The organism is Streptomyces sp. NPDC034111, from assembly GCF_055575375.1.
The window spans coordinates 56,437-82,304 of record NZ_JBVIST010000018.1 but is presented as its reverse complement, the minus strand read 5'-3'; the positions used below and the strand labels follow the sequence as shown (position 1 = coordinate 82,304).

Below are 25,868 nucleotides of genomic sequence, written 5' to 3'. Positions count from 1 at the left end.
CGCTGAGCGAATGCGAGGCGGAGCGAAGCGAGGTTTCGGCATGAGCGAGCGCAGCGAGCAAATCAGCGAGAGGTGCGCGCTGAGCGAATGCGAGGCGGAGCGAAGCGAGGTTTCGGCATGAGCGAGCGCAGCGAGCGATTCAGCGAGAGGTGCGCGCTGAGCGAATGCGAGGCGGAGCGAAGCGAGGTTTCGGCATGAGCGGTATGTCCGACGGCGCAGGTGCCGTCACCGCGACCCCCGCGGCCGGCGTCCAGATCCCCGGCGAACCGCCGGCACACGGGCTGGGCGTCTCCCTGCCGTCCGCGGACGCACCGGCGAAGACGCAGGGCACGTTCCCGTACGCCGCCGACCTGTGGGCCGAGGGGCTGCTGTGGGCGGCGGTGCTGCGCTCACCGCACCCGCGCGCGCGGATCCTGTCCATCGACACCAAGCACGCGGTGGAGATGCCGGGCGTACGCGTCGTCGTCACGCACGAGGACGTCCCCGGCGACGCGGGGCACGGCCGGGGTACCGCGGACCGCCCCGTCTTCGCCAAGGACGAGGTCCGTCACCACGGCGAGGCGATCGCCGCGGTGGCCGCCGACCACCCCGACACGGCACGGCTGGCCGCGGCCGCCATCGCCGTCGAGTACGAGGTCCTGGAGCCGGTCACCGACCCCCAACTGGCCTTCGAGGCCGAGCCGCTGCACCCGGACGGCAACCTCATCCGGCACATCCCGCTCCGCTTCGGGGACGCCGACGTCGTGGGCGAGGTGATGGTCGAAGGGCTCTACCGGATCGGCCGCCAGGACCCGGCGCCCATCGGTGCCGAGGCCGGGCTCGCGGTGCCACGCCCCGATGGCGGCGTGGAGATCTACACCGCTTCCACGGACCCGCACACCGACCGCGATCTGGCCGCCGCCTCCTTCGGCCTGGACCCCGAGCAGGTCAAGGTCGTGGTGACCGGCGTCCCCGGCGCGACCGCCGACCGCGAGGACCCCGGCATCCAGCTTCCGCTCGGCCTGTTGGCGCTGCGGACCGGCTGCCCCGTCAAACTGGCCGCGACCCGCGAGGAGTCGTTCCTGGCGCACGCCCACCGCCACCCCACGCTGCTGCGCTACCGCCACCATGCGGATGCCGACGGCAAGCTGGTCAAGGTGGAGGCGCAGATCCTCATGGACGCCGGTGCCTACGCGGACACCTCCGCCGATGCGCTGGCCGCCGCGGTCTCCTTCTCCTGCGGCCCGTACGTCGTGCCCCATGCGGTCGTCGACGGCTGGGCGGTGCGCACCAACAACCCGCCCTCCGGCCACGTACGCGGTGAGGGCGCGATGCAGGTCTGCGCCGCCTACGAGGGCCAGATGGACAAACTGGCCGCCCGTCTGGGGCTGGAGCCCGACGAGATCCGGCTCCGCAACGTCATGGCCACCGGCGACCTGCTCCCCACGGGGCAGACGGTGACCTGTCCCGCCCCGGTGGCCGAACTCCTGCACGCCGTAAAGGAAGCGCCGCTGCCCGAGCTGCCCAAGGACACCCCCGAAGCGGAGTGGCTGCTGCCGGGCGGCCCCGAGGGGGCGGGTGAACCGGGCGCGGTGCGCCGCGGTGTCGGCTATGCGCTGGGCATGGTGCACATGCTGGGCGCGGAGGGCACCGACGAGGTCTCCACCGCCACCGTGAAGGTCAGCGGCTCGGTCGCCACCGTCATCTGCGCGGCGGTCGAGACCGGTTCGGGGTTCTCCACTCTGGCGCGGCAGATCGTGCAGGAGACCCTGGGCGTCGAGGAAGTGCATGTCGCCGCCGTCGACACCGACCAGCCGCCGGCCGGTGCCGCCTGCCACGGCCGGCACACCTGGGTATCGGGCGGCGCCGTCGAACGCGCCGCGAAGATGGTCCGTACCCAGCTCCTCCAGCCGCTGGCCCACAAGTTCGGCATGTCCACCGAACTCCTCCAGATCAGTGACGGCAAGATCACCTCGTACGACGGGGTTTTGAGCACCACCGTGGCCGAGGCCCTGGACGGCAAGGAACTCTGGGCCACCGCCCAGTGCCGCCCGCACCCCACCGAGCCGCTGGACGACGACGGTCAAGGTGACGCCTTCGTCGGCCTCGCCTTCTGCGCGATCCGCTGCGTGGCCGATGTCGACATCGAGCTGGGCACCATCCGGGTCGTCGAGATGACCGTCGCGCAGGACGTCGGCCGGGTCCTCAACCCGCGCCAGCTGCACGCGCGTATCGAGGCCGGCGTCACCCAGGGCCTGGGCGCCGCCCTGATGGAGAACCTCCGGACCACCCGCGGCCACGTCCGGCACCCCGACCTGACCGGCTACGTGCTGCCGACCGCGCTCGATGCCCCCGACATCCGCATCGTCAAGCTCATCGAGGAACGCGACGTGATCGCCCCCTTCGGCGCCAAACCCGCCAGCGCCGTCCCGGTGGTCACCTCACCCGCCGCCGTCGCCTCCGCAGTCCGCGCCGCCACCGGCCGCCCCATCGGCCGCCTCCCGATCCGCCCACAGGCGGCGGTGGCTCAGGTGATCCAGCAGTAGGTGGGGGCGGGGGCTTACCTGGCTTCCTTTGGTCCCCCGCTGGCGTTTGTTCCGCACCGGCCTTTGTGCCCCACAGGCCTTGTTCCCACCGGCCTTTTTCCCCGCCGCCCACCCCCCTTTGTTTTTTCCCCGCCGCCCACCCCCCTTCGGGGGGTGGGCGGGTGTATGTGCGCGGGTGCACGTATGCGGGGTGCGTGCGGGGTGCGTGCGGCGGTGTGCACGTGTGGGGGTGCGTGCGTGGGCGTGGGGGTGCTGCGTGGGGAGGCATGTGCGGCGATGCGGCGTGCGGCGTGCGGCGCGGGGGTGAGCGACGTGCGGCGTGGGGCCGAGCGGTGCCGGGTTCTGCTGGGTGTTTCTGCGTGGTGGGCGCGGGGGCCGGCGACCAGCGCTTTCACGGTCCGTCACGGGGATTGTCAGTGGGGTGACTTAGAGTGATTTCCACTGCGTGGGGCGGAGGCGAGCGGGGAGGGGGAAGCGGGTAATCGGGGCCAAAGTGCTTGCAGCGCAGGGGAATTGGAGGATCCTGGGGCCGCCGGAGTGAGTGCCGACCGGCCGTGAGGATCGTGAGGACCGTGGGGACGGGCGGGGAATCGCGAGGTCGAGGGGGAGCGGGATGCCGCAGGAATGGGCGGGGGAATCAGGGCGGGACCGTGCTGTGGAGCGGTACGTCCAGGAGTTGTTGGTACGAAGGCCGGGCAGCCGGCCGGAGTTACCTGCCACGTTGTTGCTCGGGCCGCGTGGCAGCGGGAAGACGACGGTGCTGCGGCATCTGGCGGACTGGGCCCGGCGGGCCCCGGTGGCCCGCCTCGATCTGGCCGCGCTGGGGCAGGAGGGCCGTAAGCCGCTCGATGTGCTGGCCGCGCTGGTCTTTCAGCTCAACGAGCGCAAGAAGGACTTCGCGCGCCTGCGGTTCCCGGCCTTCGGGCTGCTGACGATCGCCGTCGCGGCCCGGATGGAGGCCGCCGACCGGGACGCGGCCGTACGGCAGATGGAGGAGGCGCTGGTCGGGCCGCCCGGCAGCCGGACGGAGGTGATCAACCAGCTGGCGACATACGCCGCGACGGTGCTCGGCGCTCCGACGGCGGTGACCGCGGCGCTGCCCCTGCTGCCGGAGTGGCGGCGCCACTGGGCGCGGCTGCGGGTGCGCTGGCAGCTGGCGCGTATCCGGCAGCGCAGCCGGGGCGGCGGTTCCGTCGACGGGTTTCTGGTCGATCTGAACCAGCGTTACGGAGACCGCGAGGAGGCGGAGCGGCAGCGCGCGGAGGCGGTGCTGTTCGACGCCTTCCTGGACGATCTGCGGCGGGCGTACGGCTCACGGGGCGGCGACAAGCGGCGTACGACGCAGTGTCTGGTTCTGCTCGACAACGTCGACAGCCCGTTGGGGAACGACTTCCTCAAGGCGTTGCTGGATGCGCGGAGGAAGGGCGGGGCCCCCGATCCGTTGCTGGTGCTGGCCACGGCGGGGAGCTATCCGGCGGCGCTGGAGAGCTTTGCGTTCGGCGGCCCGCGGCGGCCTGGCGCGGTGCCCGGGCGGTGGCCCGCCGAGGAGGAGAAGTTCGTCCCGGAGCGGGTCGTCAAGGGGCTGGTGGTGGGCCGGCTGCGGGACCTGGCCCGTCATGAGGTCGAGCAGCAGGCCAAGGAGGTGCTGCGGTCGGCCGGCCGCCGGGCCCCGGCACCTGCTGCCGACAACGGCGTGCAGTGGCTGGGCTGGGTGGTGCACGAGCTCACCCGCGGGCATCCGGCGGGCACCGCACAGCTGCTGGCGTCCCTCCTGGAGTGCCCGGCGGACTCGGCGTGGGAGACCCGGCTGCGGCAGGTTCTGCGGCCCTCCTCGGAACTCGTAGACGCCCTGCTGGAGCGGCTGTTGCCGATCGACGCCAGCGGTGAACTGACCCAGGTGCTGGCCCGCGCCGCGGCCGCGGTCGACCTGGCCCAGACGCAGGCCGGGCGCGCGCTGTGGGACGAGTCGAGCGCCCGCGTCCAGGAGGAGTTCAACGACTTCTGTGCGGACGTGCTGGCCACCATGCACGTGGACAGTGGGGACGAGGCGGCGGACGGACGTGCCGAGACCCCGCACCCGTTGCTGCGCTTTCTGCTGCTGCGGCGACTCGCCGCGATTCCGGAGCCCGAGCCGGAGCCCGATCCCGAGGCCGGGCCGGGCGACGGAACTGCCGGCGGGCCGGCCGTTCGTGGGCGGCGGGCCGTGCACACCGCGCTGCGGGAGCGGGCGGCCGCCGCCGGGGACGAGGGCGTGGTGGCCTATCACGCGCTGGCGGGCGGCGATCTGCCCACGGCGGCCAGGTATCTGGACGAGCTCTTCGACCGGGTCGAGCCCGAGGAGTGGTGCACCGAGCTCTGCCGGCTGCGGCGCGCCCCGCTGGCCGAGGTGGGCGACGCCCTCGACCAGCCGCTGTGGGAGCGCTACGAGCGGCTGGTGGAACACCTCAACGACGGTGCGGTGGAGCAGCGGCTGCGGACCATCACCCGGCTGCTGGCCGCGGTCTGGATCGGGCCCGAGCCGCCCGACGACCCCCGTACGGACCGGGTCGGTGACCCCTATCGCGACCCCCTCGGCGATCCCGGCGCCGAGCTGTACGGCGAAATCCAGGCCCGCTTCCACACCCTCGCCGTGCATGCCGACAGCGTGCCCTGGACCTCGGCCCTGCTGCGGAAGGCGAAGCAGTACGGAAAGGAGCCGTGGCTATGAGCCCCCGGATCTTCGAACCGCCCAGACCGCCGCGGCGCTGGGGCCTGTGGATCGTCTCGGCGCTGGTGGTCGCCGCCGTCCTGGCCGGCCTCACGATGCGGATCGCCGATACCGCCGGACGGTGCGGGGAGGGCGTGTCCGAGGCGGCCGGCGGCGAATGTGTGGGCGTGACCGACGGCGCGTACACCTTCGAGAACATGCACGGTCTGAGCGACCGGATCCGCGCCGAGAACGACAAGGTCGCCGCGTCCGGCCGGCCGTCGGTCGCCATCGCCTATGTCGAGGCCATGGCGGGCGGGTCCGCCGACCGGGGGCCGGAGGCCACCCGGCAGGCCGTCAGCGGCGCCTACCTCGCCCAGCGGGAGCTGAACGCCGAGCGCTCGACGCTGCCCAAGATCCGCCTCCTGCTCGCCAACACCGGGCGGGGCGACCGGCATTGGCGCCAGGTCGTCGACCAGCTTCTCGCGATGAAGGACCGGGAGCACCTGGTCGCGGTGGCGGGCTTCGGGCAGAGCAACGACCGGACGGCCGGCGCCGTGAAGCGGCTGCGTGCGGCCGGGCTGCCGATGGTCGGCGCGACGGTGGCGGCCGACGGGCTGAGCTCCCGTACGGCGGGGTTCTACCGGGTCTCCTTCCCCAACCGCGACCAGACCGCGGCCGCCGCCGGTTACCTCAAGGAGCAGCAGCGCACCCACCCCGGCTACCGCGTCCAGGTGGTCAGGGACGGCAACGAGGAGGACGCCTACAACACCTCGCTCTACGAGGACTTCTCGGCGGCCGCGCGGCGTGCGGGGCTGGACGTGGAGGACGAGGTGATCCCGTTCCGCTCCGGGGAGGGCGAGGAGGCGACGGCGGGCAATGCGCTGTCCCTGGTCGCCGACAAGGTCTGTGACGACCCGAAGCCGCCGGACGTGGTGTTCTTCGCCGGCCGGGGCCGGGAGCTGCGCCGGTTCATCGAGGCGGCCGGCGCGGGCGGCAGACACTGCCGTACGACGGTGCTCTCCGGATCCAGCGCGCTGGGCGTCTACTTCGACACCGGCGGCGACCGGCACCGCGCCGAGCTCAGCACGCTCGCCAGGCGCTGGAAGTACAGCCACATGACGGTCTACTACACCGCCTTCACCCACCCGCAGATATCCAGGGAGGTCTACGGCAGGGCCGGGGGCGGCCCGTTCGCCGACTTCGAACGGGCCTACCGCGAGGAGGTCGGCGGGCCGAGCGCCGTCCTCGCCAGCGGCCAGGCGATGCTCGGCCACGATGCGACGTACACCATCGGCAAGGCCGCACGGAACGCCGTCGGCGTCTACGGCACGCGTCAGGTCACCGCCCGGATGGTCCTGGCCATGCTGGAGCAGACCAACGGCCGGACCCGGGTCCGTGGCGTCAGCGGCTACATAGCCTTCGACCCGGACACCGGCGAGCCGGTGGACCGTCCGCTGGCCCTGGTGGAACTCCGCCGCCCGACCGACACGGGCGAGGCCGGGGACATCTACCGCTTCGTGGCCCCGCTCCGCGTCGGCCGGTGAGGGGAGAGAGACGGATATGGGAGGTGCGTATAGAGGCCGTGGCGGGATTCGAACCCACGTAACTCGCTTTGCAGGCGAGCCCCTGAACCACTCGGGCACACGGCCGGGTTGCGGTGCGCTCATGACTCTAGGCCGCGGGGTGGAGGGCCCGGCAAGGGTGCCGGGCGGGCTGCCATGAAGCCGCAATGTGGAGCAATGCGAAGCCATATGGGGCAACACGGGGGCAACACGGGGCCGCGGGTGAGTGGGGCGATCGGTGCTGCTCAGGTTGCTCGGAGGAAGTCCTCCACCAGTGGGGCGAACAGCTCCGGTTCGTCCACCCACGGGTAGTGGCCCACCCCGTGCAGTGGCTGGACCCGCGCGTCGGGGAACGACGCGGCCACCAGCTCGCCCGCCCGCATACCGGACAGTGCATCCCGGTCGCCGGTCACCACCAGCACCGGACAGGTCACCTCCCGCAGGCCGGCCAGCAGTGCATGCCGCAGCTGCTCGTCCACGCCCTGCCAGAAACCGGCCCGCGGCACCGGCCCCAACTGTGCGCCCTCCGTGGCCGCATGGGCCTGCTGCGGTGCGTCCCACCGGCCGTAGGCGAGCGGGGCCGCGGCCAGCAGCAGCTCCCTGACCTCGCTCAGATCGGACGCCTCGGCCAGCTGCTGCACCGCCACCGAGGCGTCGGGCCACCACTCCTCGTGCGCCCGCGATGCGAAGATCTCCCGTGCGTCGTCGGGGAGTTCGCCCTGGAGCCGGGAGCCGGGGCAGACCAGCACCAGCCGGTTCAGCCGCTGCGGGCGGCCCGCCGCGTACGCCTGCGCGACCGCCGCGCCCGCGCCGTGTGCGAGCAGCGCGAACCGCTCCAGGCCCAGATGTGCGCGCAGCGCCTCCAGATCCTCGGCGAGCTGGGGAAAGGCGTAGCGGGACGGGTCGTCGGCGGCGGGGGAGGCGCCGGTGCCGCGGCTGTCCGGAACGATCAGTTGCCGGTGGGCGGCCAGACCGCCGAGGTCGCCCAGGTACGCGGCGTCCCGGCCGGGCCCGCCGGCCACGCACACCAGGGGCGGCCGGGGCGAGTCGGCCGGCCCGAGCACGCGGTAGTGGAGCTCGGCATCGTCGTACGTACGGAAATGCGGCATACGGACAGTTTCCCCGACGGGGCCGACGCAACGTCACGGCGTAGGACCGACGACCGATCCGATCCCCGCCTTCCGACAGGGGCACAACCGCCCTACGGCCCTTACTCTGGGGCGATGACCGCTGACCGCCCCGCCATACCCGCCCCGCCCCCGGAACGGCCCGCGCACGACCACCGCGACAGTGCGGAGGAGGACGGCCGGCGCACCCGGCACCACGGTGACGATGCCGACGACGGCCACCCCGCCGCCTCCGGGAGCGTGCTGTCCCCGCCCTACCGGGCCCTCACCCTCGGCATCGTCTCCGTCGTCTCCCTCGTCGCCTTCGAGGCCAGCGCCGTGAACACCGCGATGCCGGTCGCCGCCCACGCCCTGGACGGCATCGGCCTGTACGCCTTCGGGTTCTCCGCCTTCTTCACGGCGAGTCTGTTCGCGATGGCGCTCTCGGGTGTGTGGAGCGACCGCCGCGGGCCGCTCGCGCCGCTGTTCGCGGGGATCGCCGCGTTCGGGGCGGGACTGCTGATCTCGGGGGGCGCCCCGAGCATGGGGATGTTCATCGCGGGCCGCGGAGTGCAGGGCATCGGCGGCGGCCTGGTCGTGGTCTCGCTGTACGTCGTGGTCGGCCGCGCCTACCCCGAGCGGCTGCGCCCGTCGGTCATGGCGGCGTTCTCGGCGGCCTGGGTGGTCCCGGTGATCGTCGGTCCGCTGCTCGCCGGGTCGGTCACCGAACACCTCGGCTGGCGCTGGGTGTTCGTCGCCATCCCCGCCCTGATCCTGCTGCCGCTCGCGGTGATGCTGCCGGCGCTGCGCAAGCTGCCACGTAAGGAGCCGGGGCCGGGCAGCGGGGTGCGGCACGTACTGGGCGACCGGCGCTGTCTGCTCGCGCTGGCCGTTGCGGTGGGCGCCTGCCTGTTGCAGTACGCGGGCCAGCATCCGACGTGGTACGCCCTGCTGCCCGCGGGCGCCGGACTGGTTCTGCTGGTGCCGGGCCTCGTACGACTGCTGCCGCGCGGCACGTTCCGGGCGGCGCGCGGGCTGCCGACCGTGGTGCTGATGCGCGGGCTGGCCGCCGGGGCGCTGGTCGGGGCCGAGTCCTTCATCCCGCTGATGCTGGTCACCCAGCGCGGACTGTCCGCCACCCTCGCCGGTCTCTCCCTCACCGGCGGCGGACTGACCTGGGCGCTCGGCTCGTACGTACAGAGCCGCCCCCGCCTGGAACCGTACCGGGAGCGGCTGATGGGCCTGGGCATGGCACTTCTCGCGGTGGCGATCGTCATGGTGCCGTCGGCGCTGCTCGACGGGGTTCCGGCCTGGATCGTGGCGGTGGCCTGGACGGTCGGCGGCTTCGGCATGGGCCTGAACATCTCCAGCGGCGGCGTCCTCCTGCTGAAGCTGTCCCGCCCGGAGGACGCCGGCCGCAACTCCGCCTCCCTGCAAATGGCGGACGCGCTGGGCAATGTCACCTTCGTCGGGGTGAGCGGCGTGCTGTTCGTCGGCTTCGGCGGCGGCTCGGTCGCAACGACCACCCCCGCCGCGACCACCGCCACCTCGACGAGCCACCCCGCGGCGTTCGCGGCGGTGTTCGCGGCGATGGCGGTGGTGGCGGCGGCGGGCTCGCTGGTGGCCGCTCGGCTGAAGCCGTGACCCCCCACGTTGTCGGCTGCCCCGCCGTGTGGGTTTGTCGCCGTTGCGCCTGCGGCGGGCGTGGGTTTGTCGGGTGCGGTGACGGTCCTCCGGGGCAGGGTTTCCGGACTGCTTCGCTTTACGTCCGGAAACCCTGCCCCTCCGGCCCGTCCCCTCCCGTGGGTGGGTGGATGAAGGCCGGTGGGGTGTCCGTAAGTGGGCGGGTGCACGCTTGTGGATCCCGTCACAGCAACGGGAGATCAACGGCCCGCCCGCCACCGGCCTCTTCCACCCACTCACGGGAGGGGCCGCGCCGCAGGACGAAGTCCGGAGGAGCGGCACCGCACCCGACAAACCCACGCCCGCCGCCAGGCGCAACGGCGAACAACCCACACGGCGGGAAAGCCGACAACGTGGGAGGGCCCGCCAGGGGCGCAACGGCGAGACACCACCACGGCGGGAAAGCCGACAACGTGGGCCGAGGCAAAGCGCAGCGGAACGGCGGGAAAGCCGAACACGTGGGAAGCCCGCAAAGCGCAGCGGATAGGCTGACGCGGTTGCCGATCCCCGAGTTCAGCCGACGGAGACCGTGACTACCACCACCAGCGCCACCAACAACCATCACCTGTCCCCGGCCTTTCCGGGCCGGGCGCCCTGGGGTACCGCGAACAAGCTGCGGGCCTGGCAGCAGGCGGCCATGGACCGCTACATCCAGAGCCAGCCGAGAGACTTTCTCGCCGTGGCGACGCCCGGCGCCGGTAAGACCACGTTCGCGCTGACGCTCGCCTCGTGGCTGCTGCACCACCATGTCGTGCAGCAGGTGACGGTCGTCGCGCCGACCGAGCATCTGAAGAAGCAGTGGGCGGAGGCGGCGGCCCGGATAGGGATCAAGCTCGACCCGGAGTACAGCGCGGGGCCGCTGGGCCGTGAGTACCACGGTGTTGCGGTGACGTATGCGGGCGTCGGCGTACGGCCGATGCTGCACCGCAACCGGATCGAGCAGCGGAAGACCCTGGTGATCCTCGATGAGATTCATCACGCGGGGGACTCGAAGTCGTGGGGCGAGGCCTGTCTGGAGGCGTTCGAGCCGGCCACCCGGCGGCTGGCGCTGACCGGTACGCCCTTCCGGTCGGACACCAACCCGATCCCCTTCGTCACGTACGAGGAGGGGAACGACGGGATCCGGCGCTCGTCGGCGGACTACACGTACGGATACGGCAACGCGCTGGGCGACGGTGTGGTCCGGCCGGTCATCTTCCTCTCGTACAGCGGCAATATGCGCTGGCGGACCAAGGCGGGTGACGAGATCGCGGCCCGGCTCGGTGAGCCGATGACCAAGGACGCGGTCTCGCAGGCCTGGCGGACCGCGCTGGATCCGCGCGGCGAGTGGATGCCGAATGTGCTGCGGGCCGCCGACCAGCGGCTGACCGAGGTGCGGAAGTCCATCCCGGACGCCGGTGCGCTGGTCATCGCCTCGGACCAGGAGCAGGCGCGGGCGTACGCCAAGCTGATCCGGGAGATCACCGGTGAGGGCGCCACCCTGGTGCTGTCGGACGACTCCGGTGCCTCGCAGCGCATCGACGACTTCTCGCACTCGCAGGACCGCTGGATGGTGGCGGTGCGGATGGTGTCCGAGGGCGTGGACGTACCGCGGCTGGCGGTGGGGGTGTACGCCACGACGATTTCGACGCCGCTGTTCTTCGCGCAGGCCGTGGGGCGTTTCGTACGCTCCCGTAAGCGCGGTGAGACCGCCTCGGTCTTCCTGCCGACCGTCCCCTCGCTGCTCGGCTTCGCCAATGAGATGGAGGTCGAGCGCGATCATGTGCTCGACAAGCCGAAGAAGGACGGCGAGGAGGACCCGTACGCCGAATCCGAGAAGGAGATGGAGGAGGCGAACAAGGAGCAGGACGAGGACACCGGCGAACAGGAGCAGTTCTCGTTCGAGGCGCTGGAGTCGGAGGCGGTCTTCGACCGGGTGCTCTACGACGGTGCCGAGTTCGGTATGCAGGCGCATGCGGGCAGCGAGGAGGAGCAGGACTACCTCGGTATTCCCGGTCTGCTGGAGCCCGACCAGGTGCAGCTGCTGTTGCAGAAGCGGCAGGCCCGGCAGATCGCGCACAGCCGGAAGAGGCCGGATGCGGAGGCGGATCTGCTGGAGATCCCGGCCGAGCGGCGTCCGGTGGTCACGCACAAGGAGCTGCTGGAGCTGCGGAAGCAGCTGAACACGCTGGTGGGGGCGTATGTCCACCAGAGCGGTAAGCCGCACGGGGTGATCCACACGGAGCTGCGGCGGGTGTGCGGCGGGCCGCCGAGCGCGGAGGCAACCGCCGGGCAGCTCACCGAGCGGATCAAGAAGGTACGGGAGTGGGCCACGCGGATGCGGTGAGCCCGTCCGTTCGTCGTCAGGGTGGCGCCCCGGTCAACGGGGGCGCCACCCTTGCCGGTTCCATAACGTCCCGGTAACGCCGTAGCCCTCACTGAAACATCAGGCGCCCCTCTGGGCGGATCAATCGGGATTTTCCGGGCGGGAGAGACCGGATTCTGGACGGACTCTTCCGCTGACCGGACCGGCTCGCTACTGTCCCGCTCACGCACACGCCCCGTGGCAGCGCCGCCGCGGAGCGCAGCCGGTGCCAAGCGGCCGGCGGCCTCTAGCGCGCGCTGCTCCGGGACCCGCAGCGCGTCGCGCCCGAGCCGCCACTCACCCAGGAGGGGGCGTCGTGACCGCAGAGACCTCCCAGACACTCGACAGAGGACTGCGTGTCCTCAAACTTCTCGCCGATACCGACCACGGCCTGACCGTCACCGAGCTGTCCAACAAGCTCGGTGTCAACCGCACGGTCGTCTACCGCCTGCTGGCCACGCTGGAGCAGCACGCCCTGGTGCGCCGCGACATCGGCGGCCGGGCGCGGGTGGGCCTGGGCGTACTGCGCCTGGGCCGTCAGGTGCATCCACTGGTCAGGGAGGCGGCCCTGCCCGCGCTGCGGTCGCTCGCCGAGGACGTGGGGGCCACCGCGCATCTCACCCTCGTCGACGGCACCGAGGCGCTGGCCGTCGCCGTCGTCGAGCCGACCTGGACCGACTACCACGTGGCGTACCGGGCCGGTTTCCGTCATCCGCTGGACCGCGGGGCGGCCGGGCGGGCGATCCTCAAGGCCCGCCAGGGCCGGATCCAGGACGCCGGACTCGCCCTGACGCACGGGGAGTTGGAGGCCGGCGCGAGTGGTGCGGCGGCGCCGCTGCTCGGGGTGAGCGGGATCGAGGGGAGCGTGGGCGTGGTGATGCTCGCGGACACCGTCTCGGAGCGGGTCGGACCGCGGGTGGTCGACGCGGCCCGGGAGGTGTCCGAGGCGCTGCGGTGACGGCGCTGTGGTGAGGTGCTGCGGCGAGGGCTCTGTGGTGTGGACGCTGTGGCGTGGGCGCTGTGGTGCGGACTGTGCTGACGCGGTCGACGGGCCATGGGCGCGGCGGAGTGTGAAGGGCCGGTGGCCGTGTGGTGAGCCGGTAGCGCCGTAAGGGCCTGGTGGGGCGGGGGTCATTTAGGGTGGCGGGGTGTCCTCACGCGCTCGCGCCCTGGCGGTCTGCACCGTCCTCGTCCTCGGCCTCCTCGTCACCGCGGCCCTCGCCCCGCTGCCGTACGCGGTGGCGTATCCGGGCATGACGGCGAACGTCCTCGGCGACAACAAGGGCAAACCGGTGATCACGATCACCGGCGCCGGGACCCGGAAGACCACCGGCCAGCTGCGGATGACCTCGATCGTCGCCACCGGCCCGGACGCCTCGGTCCATCTGCCGGACATCGTCACGGGCTGGTTCCGCGAGGACGAGGCCGTGATGCCCAAGGAGGCGGTCTACCCGGTGGGCGAAAACACCGAGGAGATCTCCGAGCACAACGCCCGGCAGATGCAGGAGTCGCAGGACACCGCCACCGCGGCGGCGCTCGGCCGGCTGGGCAAGTCGACCGAGGACATCAAGGTCAGGCTGAGCCTCGCGGACGTCGGCGGGCCCAGCGCCGGGCTGATGTTCGCCCTCGGCATCGTCGACAAGCTCGACGGCGACGGCGCGGGCCACGACCTGACCGGCGGGCGGACGATCGCCGGGACGGGCACCATCACCGCGGGCGGGAAGGTCGGCGCGGTCGGCGGGGTCGCGCTGAAGACGCAGGCCGCGCACCGCGACGGCGCCTCGGTCTTCCTGGTGCCCCGCAAGGAGTGCGCGGATGCGCAGGCGGAGCTGCCGAAGGGGATGCGGCTGATCCCGGTGTCCACGCTGGACGGCGCGGTCGGCGCGCTGAAGGCGCTGCGGGCCGGGGGCAAGATCCCCAGCTGCTGAGCCCGGGGGCGGTCGGCCCGCAGCGCGTCGCAGGCCCACGGAGGTCGGGGAGACACTCCCTAGCCCTCCTTGATGAAGCCCTCCTTGATCAGCCAGTCCTTGGCGACCTGGTGCGGGTCCTGGCCCTCCACATCGACCTTGCGGTTCAGCTCCTGGGCGACGGTGTTGTTGAGCGCCCGGGTCACCGGGGCCAGGACCTCGGCCATCGCCGGGTACTTCTTCATCGACGCGGCGTTGATCTCGGGGGCGACGTTGTAGTTGGGGAAGAAGTGCTTGTCGTCGGCGAGGACCTGGAGATTCATCGCCTTGATCCGGCCGTCGGTGGTGTACACCTCGCCGAAGGTGCAGCTGCCGCCCTGCTTGACCTGGGTGTAGATGACTCCGGCGGCCATCCGCTGGGCCTGCCCGGGCGGGATCTTCATGCCGTACTTCTTGGTCATGCCGGGCAGCCCGTCGTTACGGGTGGCGAACTCGTTCTCCACGCACAGGGTGACCGCCCCCGGGTCCCTCTTCAGCAGCTCGCCCAGGTCCGAGAGCGTCTTCGTGCCGTACTTCTTCGCGTCGGCGGGGCTCAGCGCCAGCGCGTAGGTGTTGTTGAGCTTCGAGGCCGGCAGCCAGACGACGCCGTTCTTCCGGTCCTCGTCACGGACCATCCGCCACTGCTCGTACGGATCCACGACGGGCTTGGTGTGCCCGAGGTAGGTGATCCAGCCGGTGCCGGTGTACTCGTACGCGGCGTCCGCGGTGCCGGACCTGACGGCCTCCCGCGCGCCGATCGACCCCTGGATGCTGGTCTTGTCGATGACCTTGGCGCCGGCCGCCTTGAAGAGCAGGCCCATGATCTGGCCGAGGATGATCTGCTCGGTGAACTCCTTGGAGGTCACGGTCAGTTGCGCCCCGGAGAGCGGGCGGTCCGGATAGCCCGCCTTCGGGCCGGGGAGGACGTTGTCGGTCATCGCGCTGCCGCTGACCAGGCCGCAGCCGCCGAGGACGGGCCCGGCCAGCACGGCGAGCAGGGCGAGGACGGTGACCGGGCGGACGGCCCGGCGCCGGCGGGTGTTCCTGGGCCCGGTGGCCGGGCGGGCGGTGGGGCGGGAGCTCATGTGGCCACCTCCAGACCGCGCGGACGCAGCAGCAGTTCGGCGAGCGAGGCCAGCCATTCGACGAGCAGCGCGAGCGCCACGGTCAGCACCGAGCCCAGGACCAGTACGGGCATCCGCTGGGTGACGATGCCCGCCGAGATCAGATCGCCCAGCCCGCCGCCCCCGCCGAAGGTGGCCAGCGTCGCGGTGCCGACGTTCAGCACCAGCGCGGTGCGTACGCCCGCCAGGATCAGCGGTACCGCCAGGGGGAGTTCGACCTTGGTCAGCACGCCGGTGGGCGACATCCCGATACCGCGGGCGGCCTCGGTCAGCGTCGGGTCGATACCGCGCAGCCCGGCGATGGTGTTGGCCAGGACCGGCAGCACGGCGTAGAGGACCATGCCGACGATCGCCGAGCGGGCGCCGATGCCCAGCCAGATGACCAGCAGGACCAGCAGACCCAGGGCCGGCACCGCCTGGCCGAGGTTGGCGACGGCCATCGCGAGGGGCGTGGCGCGGCGCAGCCTGGCGCGGGTCAGCGCGATGCCCAGCGGGATCGCGATGATCAGTACGAAGAAGGTGGAGGCCGCGGTGAGCTGGATGTGCTGGCGCAGCGCGAGCCACACCTTGCCGTCGTCGACCGCCTGATGGGCGATGGAGTCCAGCCGCGCGCCGCTGAACCACAGCCAGGTGCCCAGCAGCGCGGCGAACAGAAAGGCCGGCATGAAGGTCCACTTCTGCCAGCTGATCCGGCGCCCGCCGCGGGCGGCGGAGGGGGTGGGCGCCTCACCGGCGGCCAGCTCCCGCTGTTCCATCTCGACGTTGTCGCGGAAGACGAGCGCTTCATGGTCGCTCGGCCGGTGTCCGCCCCGCCGCGGCCCGCCCGGCACGCCGGGCTCGTCGGGGCTGCTCATGCCGGGCCCCCTTCGCCGTCGGGGCCGCCCGCGCCGGCCGGGCCTTCGAGGCCTTCCTGTTCCCGCTGTGTCTGGCGGGTGCGCTGCTCCTGGAGGTCGTGCCGGTGCTCCACGGCGTCCAGACGGTCCGCCTCCAGCAGCTCATGGACGTTGTTCATCAGCGTCTCCATGTCGACCACGCCGATGTACTCGCCGCGCCGCCCGGTGACCGCGACCCGGCCCGCGTTGTCGGTCAGCACCGCCTCCAGGGCGTCGCGCAGTGTCGCGTCCCGGGTCACCGTGTCGGTCACCAGGGTGCCGGCCCGCGCCAGGGTCTCCTTGGCGCGGGCGAGATCGCCGCGGCGGAGCCATTTGTACGGGCGGCGGTTGCGGTCCAGCAGCAGCAGTTCGTTGTGGGCGCCGGAGCGCAGCTGGTCGAAGATCGACTCCAGTGGGTCGTCGAGCCCGGCGGTGGGGAAGTCGACCACGCCCACGTCCCGTACGCGGGTCAGGTTCAGCCGCTTGAGGGCCGCGCCCGCGCCCACGAAGCCGGAGACGAAGTCATCGGTGGGGTTGGTGAGGATGGCTTCGGGGGTGTCGAACTGGGCGATGTGCGAGTGCTCGCGGAGCACCGCGATGCGGTCGCCGAGCTTGATGGCCTCGTCGAAGTCGTGGGTGACGAAGCAGATGGTCTTGTGGAGTTCGTGCTGGAGCCGGATCAGCTCGTCCTGGAGGTGGTCGCGGGTGATCGGGTCGACGGCGCCGAACGGCTCGTCCATGAGGAGGACGGGCGGGTCGGCGGCGAGCGCGCGGGCCACCCCGACGCGCTGCTGCTGGCCGCCGGAGAGCTGGCGCGGATAGCGGTGGTGGAACTCGCCGGGGTCCAGGCCGACCAGGTCGAGCATCTCCTCGACCCGGTTGCTGACCTTCGTCCTGGACCAGCCGATCATCTTGGGGACCAGCGCGATGTTCTGGGCGACGGTCATGTGCGGGAAGAGGCCGGAGGCCTGGATGGCGTAGCCGACCTTGCGGCGCAGTCTGACCGGATCGATACCGGTGACGTCCTCGTCGCCGATCCGGATCCGCCCGGAGGTCGGCTCGATCAGGCGGTTGATCATCTTCAGGGTGGTGGACTTGCCGCAGCCGGAGGGCCCCACGAAGATCACGATCTCGCCGGCCTTGATCTCCATGTTGACGTTGTCCACGGCGGGGGAGGGGTTCCCCGGATAGATCTTCGTCAGGTTCTCCAGCTCGATCTTGGCGCCGGAGGGGGTGGTGGTCTCGGGCGTCTCAGGCACGGATCCCCCTGGAGATGGTCAGGCGTCCGATCAGGACGTACGCGGCGTCGAAGAGCAGGGCGAGGACGGCGATGCCGAGGGTGCCGGCGAGCACCTGGTTGAGCGCGTTGGCGCTGCCCAGGGAGGCGATGCCGCGGAAGATCTCATTGCCGAGGCCGGGGCCGGAGGCGAAGGCGGCGATGGCCGCGATGCCCATCAGCATCTGGGTGGCGACCCGGATGCCGGTGAGGATCGGCGGCCAGGCCAGCGGCAGTTCGACCCGGATGAGCCGGGCGGCCCGTGACATCCCGATGCCGGTGGCCGCGTCGACCAGCGCCGGGTCGACCCCGCGCAGCCCGACGATGGCGTTACGGACCACCGGCAGCAGCCCGTACAGGGTCAGCGCGATGACCGTGGGGGCGACGCCGAGGCCGACGATCGGGATCAGCAGACCGATCATGGCCAGCGAGGGGATGGTCAGGATGGTGGCGGTCGTCGTGGTGGCGAGGTTGCCCGCCCAGTCGCTGCGGTAGGTGACGACGCCGATGAAGACCCCCAGCAGGGTGGCGATCACCATGCACTGGAAGACCGCGCTGGCGTGCTGATACGTATCCGTCAGCAACTGGGCGTGCCGGGTGCTGACGTACTCCCAGAAGGTCACCGTCGCTCTCCTCGGTTCGGTCAGTCTCCCGATGCCTGCTTCACCAGCGGGATGATCCGCAACGGAACCGGATTTTCCATAACGATTGCCGTTGACGCCCGCACAATGCCATCAAAGCCCACAACTCGGTCGATCACTCGCTGCAGATCGGCGTTGGAGCGCGCAACGAGCCTGCAGAGCATGTCCCCATGTCCCGTCGTTGTATGCAGCTCCAGCACTTCGGGAACGGTCGTCAAGTGGGCTCGTACGTCATTACCTTGCCCTTGTTTGATCTCCAAGGTGGCAAAAGCGGTCACCGGATAGCCGAGCGCGGCCGGGTCCACCTCCGGTCCGAAGCCCCGGATCACTCCATTCGACTGAAGCCGGTCGAGCCTGGCCTGGACCGTGCCGCGGGCCACCCCCAGCCGCCGCGACGCCTCCAGCACGCCGATCCGCGGCTCCTGCGCCAGCAGCTCCAGCAGCGCCCCGTCCAAATGATCGATCGCCATCGCCCGCTCCTCCGATTTCGATGGTCATCATGTACAGATAGCCCGAGATGAGCGCCCTCTCGCTAGGCATAATGCCCAGCAGATTCACAAACTATTGCGCAGCTTGTGGATCGGGGGGACTCTGCGAACATGGCAGACACCACGATGCACACCCAGCCCACCACCCCCAGCTCGGCCCGGCAGGCGGACCCCTTCCCGGTCAAGGGGATGGACGCGGTCGTCTTCGCCGTCGGGAACGCCAAGCAGGCCGCGCACTACTACTCCACGGCTTTCGGCATGAAGCGCGTCGCCTACTCCGGTCCGGAGAACGGCAGCCGGGAGACCGCGAGCTATGTGCTCGAATCCGGCGGCGCCCGGTTCGTGTTCACCTCCGTCATCAAGCCCACCACCGCATGGGGCCACTTCCTCGCCGAGCATGTCGCGGCCCACGGTGACGGCGTCGTCGACCTCGCCATCGAGGTGCCCGACGTCCGCGCCGCCTACGAGTACGCCGTCGCCCACGGCGCCACCGGCCTGGAGGAGCCCTACGACCTCAAGGACGAGCACGGCACCGTCGTGCTGGCCGCCATCGCCACCTACGGGCAGACCCGGCACACCCTCGTCGAGCGCTCCGGCTACGACGGCCCCTACCTGCCCGGCTTCGTCGCCGCGACGCCCGTGGTCGAGCCGCCGAAGAAGCGCTTCTTCCAGGCCATCGACCACTGCGTCGGAAACGTCGAACTCGGCCGGATGAACGAGTGGGTGGCCTTCTACAACAACGTCATGGGCTTCACCAACATGAAGGAGTTCGTCGGCGACGACATCGCCACCGAGTACTCCGCCCTGATGTCCAAGGTCGTCGCGGACGGCACCAAGAAGGTCAAGTTCCCGATCAACGAGCCGGCGATCGCCAAGAAGAAGTCGCAGATCGACGAGTACCTGGAGTTCTACGGCGGCCCGGGCGTCCAGCACATCGCCCTGGCCACCAACGACATCGTCGCGACGGTCCGTCAGATGCGCGCCGCGGGCGTCGAGTTCCTCAATGTGCCCGACACGTACTACGACACCCTCGGCGAATGGGTCGGCGACACCCGCGTCCCCCTCGACGAGCTGCGCGAGCTGAAGATCCTCGCCGACCGCGACGAGGACGGCTATCTGCTCCAGATCTTCACCAAGCCGGTCCAGGACCGCCCGACCGTCTTCTTCGAGATGATCGAGCGGCACGGCTCCCTCGGCTTCGGCAAGGGCAACTTCAAGGCGCTCTTCGAGGCGATCGAGCGCGAGCAGGAGCGGCGCGGCAACCTCTGACCGCCGGCCGGGCACGCACCGGCCGCCGGCCGATCCCGTGGGCCGTACACGATCTTCCGTGTCCGGCCCACGGGTGCGAGGCTTAAGGGTATGGACCTCCTCGCACGGCTGCGCGCCGGACTCCCGGACGACGCGATCCTCACCGACCCCGATGTCACCGGCTCCTACGCCAACGACATGGCGAGCTTCTGCGCGGCGGGCACCCCCGCCGCCGTCGTCCTGCCCCGCACCGTCGAACAGGTCCAGCACGTCATGCGGACCGCCACCGAACTCCGCGTCCCGGTCGTTCCCCAGGGCGCGCGCACCGGCCTGTCCGGTGCCGCCAACGCCTCCGACGGCTGCCTGGTGCTCTCCCTGGTCAAGATGGACCGGATCCTCGAGATCAACCCGGTCGACCGGATCGCGGTGGTCGAGCCCGGCGTCATCAACGCCGTCCTCTCCCGCGCGGTGAACGAGCACGGCCTCTACTACCCGCCCGACCCCTCCAGTTGGGAGCAGTGCTCCATCGGCGGCAACATCGGCACCGCCTCCGGCGGCCTGTGCTGCGTCAAGTACGGCGTCACCGCCGAGTACGTCCTCGGCCTGGACGTGGTCCTCGCCGACGGACGGCTGCTGACGACCGGCCGGCGCACCGCCAAGGGCGTCGCCGGCTACGACCTCACCCGCCTCTTCGTCGGCTCCGAGGGCAGCCTCGGCATCGTCGTCCGCGCCGTCCTCGCCCTCAGGCCCGAGCCGCCCCAACAGCTCGCGCTGGCCGCCGAGTTCCCCTCCACCGCCGCCGCCTGCGAGGCGGTCTGCACCATCATGGCCCGCGGCCACGCCCCGTCCCTGCTGGAGCTGATGGACCGTACGTGCGTCCGCGCGGTCAACGACATGGCGCAGATGGGCCTGCCCGACACCACCGAGGCGCTGCTGCTGGCCGCGTTCGACACCCCCGAACCGGCCGCCGACCTCGCCGCGGTCGGCGCACTGTGCACCGCCGCCGGCGCCACCCAGGTGGTGCCCGCGGAGACCGCCGCCGAGTCCGACCTGCTGCTCCAGGCCCGACGGCTCACCCTGACCGCCCTGGAGAAGGTCAAGTCCGCCACGATGATCGACGATGTCTGCGTACCGCGCTCACGGCTCGCCGAGATGCTCGACGGCACCGCCGCCATCGCCGAGAAGCACGGCCTGACCATCGGCGTCTGCGCCCACGCCGGCGACGGCAACACCCACCCCACCGTCTGCTTCGACGCCGCCGACCCGGACGAGTCCCGCCGCGCCCGCGCGTCCTTCGACGACATCATGGCGCTCGGCCTCCGGCTGGGCGGCACGATCACCGGCGAACACGGCGTCGGCGTCCTGAAGAAGGAGTGGCTGGCCCGCGAACTGGGCCCGGTGGGCCTGGAGTTGCAACGCGGCATCAAGCAGGTCTTCGACCCCCTGGGCATCCTCAACCCCGGCAAGCTCTTCTGACGGACGGCGGAGCCTTTCTGACGCCCCGTGGGCACGCGCCCGCACCCGCCCGCCGCCTGTCGTGTCCATGGCCGCCCCCGCCCCCCGCGACCCGCCCCCTGACCTCGTAAGGTTTCCGCCATGGACTCCCTGCTTCCCGGAATAGCCCTCCTCGTGCTGGCCATCGCCATGGTGGCCTCGACCACCGACCGCCGCTCCAAGACCCTCGACCGCAGGCTCCAGCGGCTGGAGCGCAAGGTGGACCTGCTGCTGGCCCAGGCGGGCATCGCGGAGCCGGAGGACCCCCGGATGACCGAGATCGACGACCTGCTGGCGCAGGGCAAGAAGATCCAGGCGATCAAGGTGCACCGAGAGGTGACCGGCTCCGGCCTCGCCGAGGCCAAGGAAGCGGTCGAGCGCCGGATGCGCTGACGGCCCGCTGGGCAGAGGATGGCCAGAAGGACCCCGCCGGGGCCCGGACGGCCCCTCCCCGTAAGCCGCCGGGCCACCTCTGCCCACCCAGGGAGCGAGAGCCGATGGCAGCGACCGAAGTGACCAGAGCCGCTGATGAGGCCTACGACGTCATCGTGCTGGGAGCCGGGCCCACCGGCGAGAACCTCGCCGACCGGGCGCACGCCGCCGGCCTGAGCGCGGTGATCGTGGAGAGCGAGCTGGTCGGCGGCGAATGCTCGTACTGGGCCTGTATGCCCAGCAAGGCGTTGCTGCGCCCGGTCACCGCCCGCTCCGAGGCGCGCCGGGTGCCCGGCCTCAAGGACGCCTCGGACACCGCCCTGGACGCGTCCGCAGTACTCGCCCACCGGGACGCCTTCGCCTCCTACTGGAAGGACGACGGACAGGCCGGCTGGCTGGACTCGGCCGGCATCGACCTGGTCCGCGGCCAGGGCCGGCTGGCCGGGCCCCGCCGGGTCGCCGTCGACGGCCGGGTGCTCACCGCCCGCCATGCGGTCGCGGTGTGCACCGGCAGCCGCGCCGTGCTGCCCCCCATCCCGGGCCTCGCCGAGGCCCGGCCCTGGACCAGCCGCGAGGCCACCAGCGCCAAGGCCGTGCCGGGCCGCCTGGTGGTGGTCGGCGGCGGGGTGGTCGGCGTCGAGATGGCCACCGCCTGGCGGGCCCTGGGCGCCTCCGTGACGCTGCTGGTACGCGGCGACGGGCTGCTGCCCCGTATGGAGCCGTTCGCCGGGCACCTCGTCGCCGAATCGCTCGCCGAGGCGGGCGTATTGCTGCGCACCGGCGTCGAGGTGCGCGAGGTACGGCGGGAGGCCCCGGGCGGCCCCGTCACCGTCGTCCTGGACTCTTCCCCCGGGCCCGGCCCGGGAGGTGCCGCCAGCGACGAGATCATCGCCGATGAACTGCTGATCGCCACCGGCCGGGCCCCGCGCACCGAGGACGTGGGCCTGGAGAGCATCGGGCTCACCCCCGGCTCCTGGCTGGACGTCGACGACAGCTGCCGGGTGACGGGGGTGACCGGCGGCTGGCTCTACGGCGTCGGCGACGTCAACCGCCGCGCCCTGCTGACCCACCAGGGCAAGTACCAGGCCAGGATCGCCGGCGCCGCGATCGCCGCGCGCGCGAGGGGCGTACCGATCCTGGAGTCCGACCGCTGGGGCGCACACGCCGCCACCGCGGACACCCTCGCCGTCCCGCAGGTCGTCTTCAGCGACCCCGAGGCGGCCTCGGTGGGCCTGACCGCCGCCGCGGCAGAACGGGCCGGGTACCGCACCCGGGTGGTCGACCAGGACCTCGGGGCGGTGGCCGGCGCCTCCCTGTACGGGGACGGCTACCGCGGCCGCGCCCGGATGGTCGTCGATCTGGACCGCGAGGTGCTGCTCGGCGCGACGTTCGTCGGCCCCGGCGTCGGCGAGCTGCTGCACTCCGCGACCGTGGCCGTGGCCGGTGAGGTACCGGTGGAACGGCTGTGGCACGCGGTGCCGGCCTTCCCGACGATCAGCGAGGTATGGCTGCGGCTGCTGGAGGCTTACCGGGGCTAGCCGCTCCGCTGCGCTTGGCGGCCCTCCCACGTTTTCGGCTTTCCCGCCGTGGTGGTTTGCCGCCGTTGCTCCCCCACTGCCTGAACGGCGTGGGAGGTACCCCCACGCGGCGGGCGGGGCCGCTGCGCGGGGCTGTCGGGTGCGGTGACGGTCCTCCGGGGCAGGGTTTCCGGACTGCTTCGCTTTACGTCCGGAAACCCTGCCCCTCCGGCCCGTCCCCTCCCGTGGGTGGGTGGAAGAAGACCGTGGGGGTGTACGTAAGTGGGCGGGTGCACGCTGGGGACCTGGTAACCGGCCACTGGACACGCAACGCCCGCCCCCACCGGCCCCTTTCCCACCCACCCACGGGAGGGGCCGCGCCGCAGGACGAAGTCCGGAGGAGCGGCACCGCACCCGACAACCCACGCCCGCCGCGTGGGGGTACCTCCCACGCCGTTCAGGCAGTGGGGGAGCAACGGCGAGAGCACGCACGGCGGGATGGACAACAACGTGGGAGGGCCGCCAAGCGCAGCGGAGAGGCGCAACGGCGAGAGCACGCACGGCGGGATGGACAACAACGTGGGAGGGCCCCATTACGGCGTCTCGTCCGACGGTCGGCCCTCACCCGGCCACAGATCCTCCCGCGAGGCCATGGCCAGCAGCGCGCTCAGCCCCTTGTCGAGGCCCAAGTGCCCCTTCTCCGACCCCGGCGGGACCACCCGCAAGGTGCGCTCCAGCCATGCGGAGACCGCCGCGGCCGGGGCCTCCAGCAGGGCCTCCCCGTCCGGGGAGCTGAGCGCCATGCAGACCAGGCTGCGGCCGTCCAGCTTCGTCGGCCACACCCGCACATCGCCCTCGCCGCACATCCGGAACACGCCCTCGACGAGCAGTTCGCGGGCGAAGGTCCAGGTGACCGGCGTGTCCGAACCGATGTGAAAGGTGACATGGACGGCGTAGGGGTCATCCGTCCGGTATGCCAGCCGGGCCGGCACGGCAATGCTCCGCTCCGGTGACAGCACCAGGCCCAGTTCCAGCTCTCGTTCCACCACGGTGTACATCTCGGGTCCGCCTCTCAGGTTCGTCGGCGCGGACCTGCAAGCGGGCCCGCACCGACTGGAGAGGCGCCCGGCACCGGACTCTTACACAACTTCGTACAACTTTTTTCCCGGGCCTCTTCCAGGTGGTCGTAAGCGGGCAGGAGCACCGATGCGGCCCGGCGTCTGATAGATGTGGACGCCGCGTTGCGGCAGACTGCACCCCACATCCACCAGGCCGAGAACAGATACGGGACTTCGGACATGAGCGCCCCTACCTCAGGATCCGCCGGCGGTAGCCCCACGCCAGGCTTCTACCCGGACCCGTCCATCCCCGGCTACATCCGGTACTGGAACGGTGCCGCATGGGTGCCGGGCACCAGCCGGCCCGCCCCCGCGGAGGGCGAGGCGATGCCCGCGCCGCCGCCCGGCGCGGCCCCGCCGTCCCCCGCCGTACCCGCCGTCGAGGAGACCGGGCCGGTCTTCCTGGACGAGGAGGAGCCGGCCGGCGGCGCCGGGCTGCCCGCGGTGCGCCACAGCGGTGCGGTCGAGGCCCGGCAGGCGCCCGTGAGCTGGGACGACCCGTCCCGGCTGCACGGCAGCAGCCCGGAACCGGCCTCCGCCTGGCAGGCCGACGCCGCCCGGCAGAGCGGCTTCGCCGAGTCCGACCGCCGGGTCTCCTGGGGCTCGCCGGACCAGGCACCCGCGGGGACACCGTCGGGCGCCCCCTCCTGGGGCGCGGTGCCGCCGCAGCGCGACGACCGGGCCGGTGCCGCATCCGGCGATCTGTCCGCCACGTCCTCGCAGGCCACGCCCGCCCCGCACAGCCCCGAGGCCCCCAAGGACGGGACGGTCGCCATCCGCGCCGTCAATCCGGCGGCGCGCCGTGGCCCCCAGTCCGGCGACCATGGCACGACGGCGATCCGTGCGGTACGGCCGAACGCCGAGCAGCCCGCCGAGGCGGAGCAGCCCGCCACGCCCGCCAAGGCCAACGAGACCATGGCGTTCCGGGTTGCCGGCACCGGCCGGGCGCAGTCGGCCGCGCCCGCCGGCAGCAGCGCCCCGCAGTCGCTGCCGTCCGTCGGTGACCGGCCGCAGCCGGGCCGCCCGGCCGCGCAGAACCAGGCCCCGGCCCAGACTCCGGCCCAGACCCCGGCGCAGCAGCCCGCCGCTCAGCAGGCTCCCGCCCAGCAGGCTCCCGCCCAGCAGGCTCCCGCCCAGCAGGCCCCCTCTCAGCAGGCATCCGCCCCCGCGGCCGGTTTCCCGGCGCAGGGCGGTGCCGCGCCGGCTTCGGCCGCACCGCAGGGCGCCGCCGAGGGCGTCATCCCCTGGAAGCCGCCGAGCGCCGCGGACCCCTTCTTCGCGGCCGCGCAGGCCGCCCAGGGCCACCCGGCCGGGCTCGGCCGCAGACTGGCGGCCCGGCTGATCGACACCCTGGTGCTGGGCGCGGTCACCGCCGCGGCGGCCGTGCCGATGTGGAGCACCGTCACCGACCACCTCGACGACAAGGTCGAGGCGGCCAAGCAGTCCGGCCGCCAGGTGACGGTCTATCTGATCGACGGCACCACGGCCCCGGTCTTCGCCACCCTGCTGGCCGTCCTGCTGATCGGCGGCGCGCTCTACGAGGCGCTGCCGACCCTCAAGTGGGGCCGCACGCTCGGCAAGAAGCTGTGCGGCGTACGGGTCCTGGACATCGAGAGCCATGACACCCCGACGCTGGCCGCCGCTCTCAAGCGCTGGTTCCTCTACAGCGTGCTCGGTGTGCTGGCCGTCGGTGTGGTGAACGTGGTGTGGTGCCTCTTCGACCGGCCGTGGCGACAGTGCTGGCACGACAAGCTCGCGCGGACGTTCGTGGCGTCCGGCTGACCCACGGGGCGGCAGCCGGTA

The 25,868-nt window shown here is 72.0% G+C and carries 19 protein-coding genes and 1 tRNA gene; 12 read left to right on the top strand and 8 right to left on the bottom strand.

Annotated elements, in window-relative coordinates; all coding sequences use genetic code 11:
- Window positions 1-194 precede the first annotated feature (194 nt).
- The 3 genes from ACZ55A_RS29890 (at window position 195) to ACZ55A_RS29880 (ending at window position 6,758) form a co-directional block, all read left to right on the top strand.
- Complete coding sequence (locus ACZ55A_RS29890) at window positions 195-2,525, top strand: xanthine dehydrogenase family protein molybdopterin-binding subunit (RefSeq protein WP_468846460.1); 2,331 nt, start codon at window positions 195-197, stop codon at window positions 2,523-2,525.
- 721 nt (window positions 2,526-3,246) lie between these two features.
- Window positions 3,247-5,232: an ATP-binding protein gene (locus ACZ55A_RS29885; protein ID WP_468846458.1), complete on the top strand. Its 1,986-nt coding sequence runs from the start codon at window positions 3,247-3,249 to the stop codon at window positions 5,230-5,232.
- Window positions 5,229-6,758 carry an ABC transporter substrate-binding protein gene (locus tag ACZ55A_RS29880; protein ID WP_468846456.1) on the top strand — a complete coding sequence of 510 codons (1,530 nt, stop codon included), beginning with the start codon at window positions 5,229-5,231 and terminating at the stop codon, window positions 6,756-6,758. Before ACZ55A_RS29885 ends, ACZ55A_RS29880 begins: the two co-directional genes overlap by 4 nt.
- Window positions 6,759-6,791: 33 nt before the next feature.
- Here the strand turns inward: ACZ55A_RS29880 and ACZ55A_RS29875 are convergent.
- Window positions 6,792-6,863: transfer RNA gene (locus ACZ55A_RS29875), tRNA-Cys, on the bottom strand.
- A 158-nt stretch (window positions 6,864-7,021) separates the two neighbouring features.
- Window positions 7,022-7,885 carry an alpha/beta fold hydrolase gene (locus ACZ55A_RS29870; RefSeq protein ID WP_468846454.1) on the bottom strand — a complete coding sequence of 288 codons (864 nt, stop codon included), beginning with the start codon at window positions 7,883-7,885 and terminating at the stop codon, window positions 7,022-7,024.
- Window positions 7,886-7,999: 114 nt separating this feature from the next.
- Between ACZ55A_RS29870 and ACZ55A_RS29865 the strand changes: the two genes are divergently transcribed.
- From ACZ55A_RS29865 to ACZ55A_RS29850, 4 genes are all read left to right on the top strand, one after another.
- Complete coding sequence (locus tag ACZ55A_RS29865) at window positions 8,000-9,526, top strand: MFS transporter (protein ID WP_468846451.1); 1,527 nt, start codon at window positions 8,000-8,002, stop codon at window positions 9,524-9,526.
- A gap of 568 nt (window positions 9,527-10,094) precedes the next feature.
- Window positions 10,095-11,891 carry a DEAD/DEAH box helicase gene (locus ACZ55A_RS29860; protein ID WP_468846449.1) on the top strand — a complete coding sequence of 599 codons (1,797 nt, stop codon included), beginning with the start codon at window positions 10,095-10,097 and terminating at the stop codon, window positions 11,889-11,891.
- A gap of 334 nt (window positions 11,892-12,225) precedes the next feature.
- A complete protein-coding gene (locus tag ACZ55A_RS29855) occupies window positions 12,226-12,867 on the top strand; it encodes an IclR family transcriptional regulator (protein ID WP_468846446.1) in 642 nt (213 codons plus the stop codon).
- A gap of 190 nt (window positions 12,868-13,057) precedes the next feature.
- The gene (locus ACZ55A_RS29850; protein ID WP_468846443.1) at window positions 13,058-13,837 is read left to right on the top strand and encodes a S16 family serine protease; all 780 of its coding nucleotides are present in this window, start codon (window positions 13,058-13,060) and stop codon (window positions 13,835-13,837) included.
- A 59-nt stretch (window positions 13,838-13,896) separates the two neighbouring features.
- On the opposite strand, the gene ACZ55A_RS29845 is transcribed toward ACZ55A_RS29850, so the two are convergent.
- Genes ACZ55A_RS29845 through ACZ55A_RS29825 form a run of 5 tightly spaced genes read right to left on the bottom strand, consistent with a single transcriptional unit; the run spans window position 13,897 to window position 18,238 of the window.
- A complete protein-coding gene (locus tag ACZ55A_RS29845) occupies window positions 13,897-14,940 on the bottom strand; it encodes a glycine betaine ABC transporter substrate-binding protein (protein WP_468846440.1) in 1,044 nt (347 codons plus the stop codon).
- Entirely contained in the window at window positions 14,937-15,833 is an 897-nt protein-coding gene (locus tag ACZ55A_RS29840) for an ABC transporter permease (RefSeq protein WP_468846437.1), read from the bottom strand. Before ACZ55A_RS29840 ends, ACZ55A_RS29845 begins: the two co-directional genes overlap by 4 nt.
- Complete coding sequence (locus ACZ55A_RS29835) at window positions 15,830-17,110, bottom strand: betaine/proline/choline family ABC transporter ATP-binding protein (RefSeq protein ID WP_468846434.1); 1,281 nt, start codon at window positions 17,108-17,110, stop codon at window positions 15,830-15,832. Before ACZ55A_RS29835 ends, ACZ55A_RS29840 begins: the two co-directional genes overlap by 4 nt.
- Complete coding sequence (locus ACZ55A_RS29830; protein ID WP_468846431.1) at window positions 17,103-17,750, bottom strand: ABC transporter permease; 648 nt, start codon at window positions 17,748-17,750, stop codon at window positions 17,103-17,105. Before ACZ55A_RS29830 ends, ACZ55A_RS29835 begins: the two co-directional genes overlap by 8 nt.
- Before the next feature lie 20 nt (window positions 17,751-17,770).
- The gene (locus tag ACZ55A_RS29825) at window positions 17,771-18,238 is read right to left on the bottom strand and encodes an Lrp/AsnC family transcriptional regulator (protein WP_468846428.1); all 468 of its coding nucleotides are present in this window, start codon (window positions 18,236-18,238) and stop codon (window positions 17,771-17,773) included.
- 129 nt (window positions 18,239-18,367) lie between these two features.
- Here ACZ55A_RS29825 and hppD point away from each other — a divergent pair, with 129 nt between their 5' ends.
- The 4 genes from hppD to ACZ55A_RS29805 all read left to right on the top strand — a co-directional run bounded on the left by hppD (window position 18,368) and on the right by ACZ55A_RS29805 (window position 22,968).
- Window positions 18,368-19,525: a 4-hydroxyphenylpyruvate dioxygenase gene (gene hppD / locus ACZ55A_RS29820; RefSeq protein WP_468846426.1), complete on the top strand. Its 1,158-nt coding sequence runs from the start codon at window positions 18,368-18,370 to the stop codon at window positions 19,523-19,525.
- A gap of 90 nt (window positions 19,526-19,615) precedes the next feature.
- Window positions 19,616-20,980: an FAD-binding oxidoreductase gene (locus ACZ55A_RS29815; RefSeq protein ID WP_468846423.1), complete on the top strand. Its 1,365-nt coding sequence runs from the start codon at window positions 19,616-19,618 to the stop codon at window positions 20,978-20,980.
- Between the two features lie 120 nt (window positions 20,981-21,100).
- Window positions 21,101-21,391, top strand: coding sequence for a ribosomal protein L7/L12 (locus tag ACZ55A_RS29810; protein ID WP_468846421.1), 291 nt, complete (start codon window positions 21,101-21,103; stop codon window positions 21,389-21,391).
- A 104-nt stretch (window positions 21,392-21,495) separates the two neighbouring features.
- A complete protein-coding gene (locus ACZ55A_RS29805) occupies window positions 21,496-22,968 on the top strand; it encodes a dihydrolipoyl dehydrogenase family protein (RefSeq protein WP_468846418.1) in 1,473 nt (490 codons plus the stop codon).
- Between the two features lie 572 nt (window positions 22,969-23,540).
- Here the strand turns inward: ACZ55A_RS29805 and ACZ55A_RS29800 are convergent.
- The gene (locus ACZ55A_RS29800) at window positions 23,541-24,005 is read right to left on the bottom strand and encodes an SsgA family sporulation/cell division regulator (RefSeq protein WP_468846416.1); all 465 of its coding nucleotides are present in this window, start codon (window positions 24,003-24,005) and stop codon (window positions 23,541-23,543) included.
- Between the two features lie 240 nt (window positions 24,006-24,245).
- On the opposite strand from ACZ55A_RS29800, the gene ACZ55A_RS29795 reads away from it, so the two are divergent.
- Window positions 24,246-25,847 (top strand): RDD family protein, encoded by a 1,602-nt coding sequence (locus tag ACZ55A_RS29795; RefSeq protein ID WP_468846413.1) that lies wholly within the window; start codon window positions 24,246-24,248, stop codon window positions 25,845-25,847.
- Window positions 25,848-25,868 lie beyond the last annotated feature (21 nt).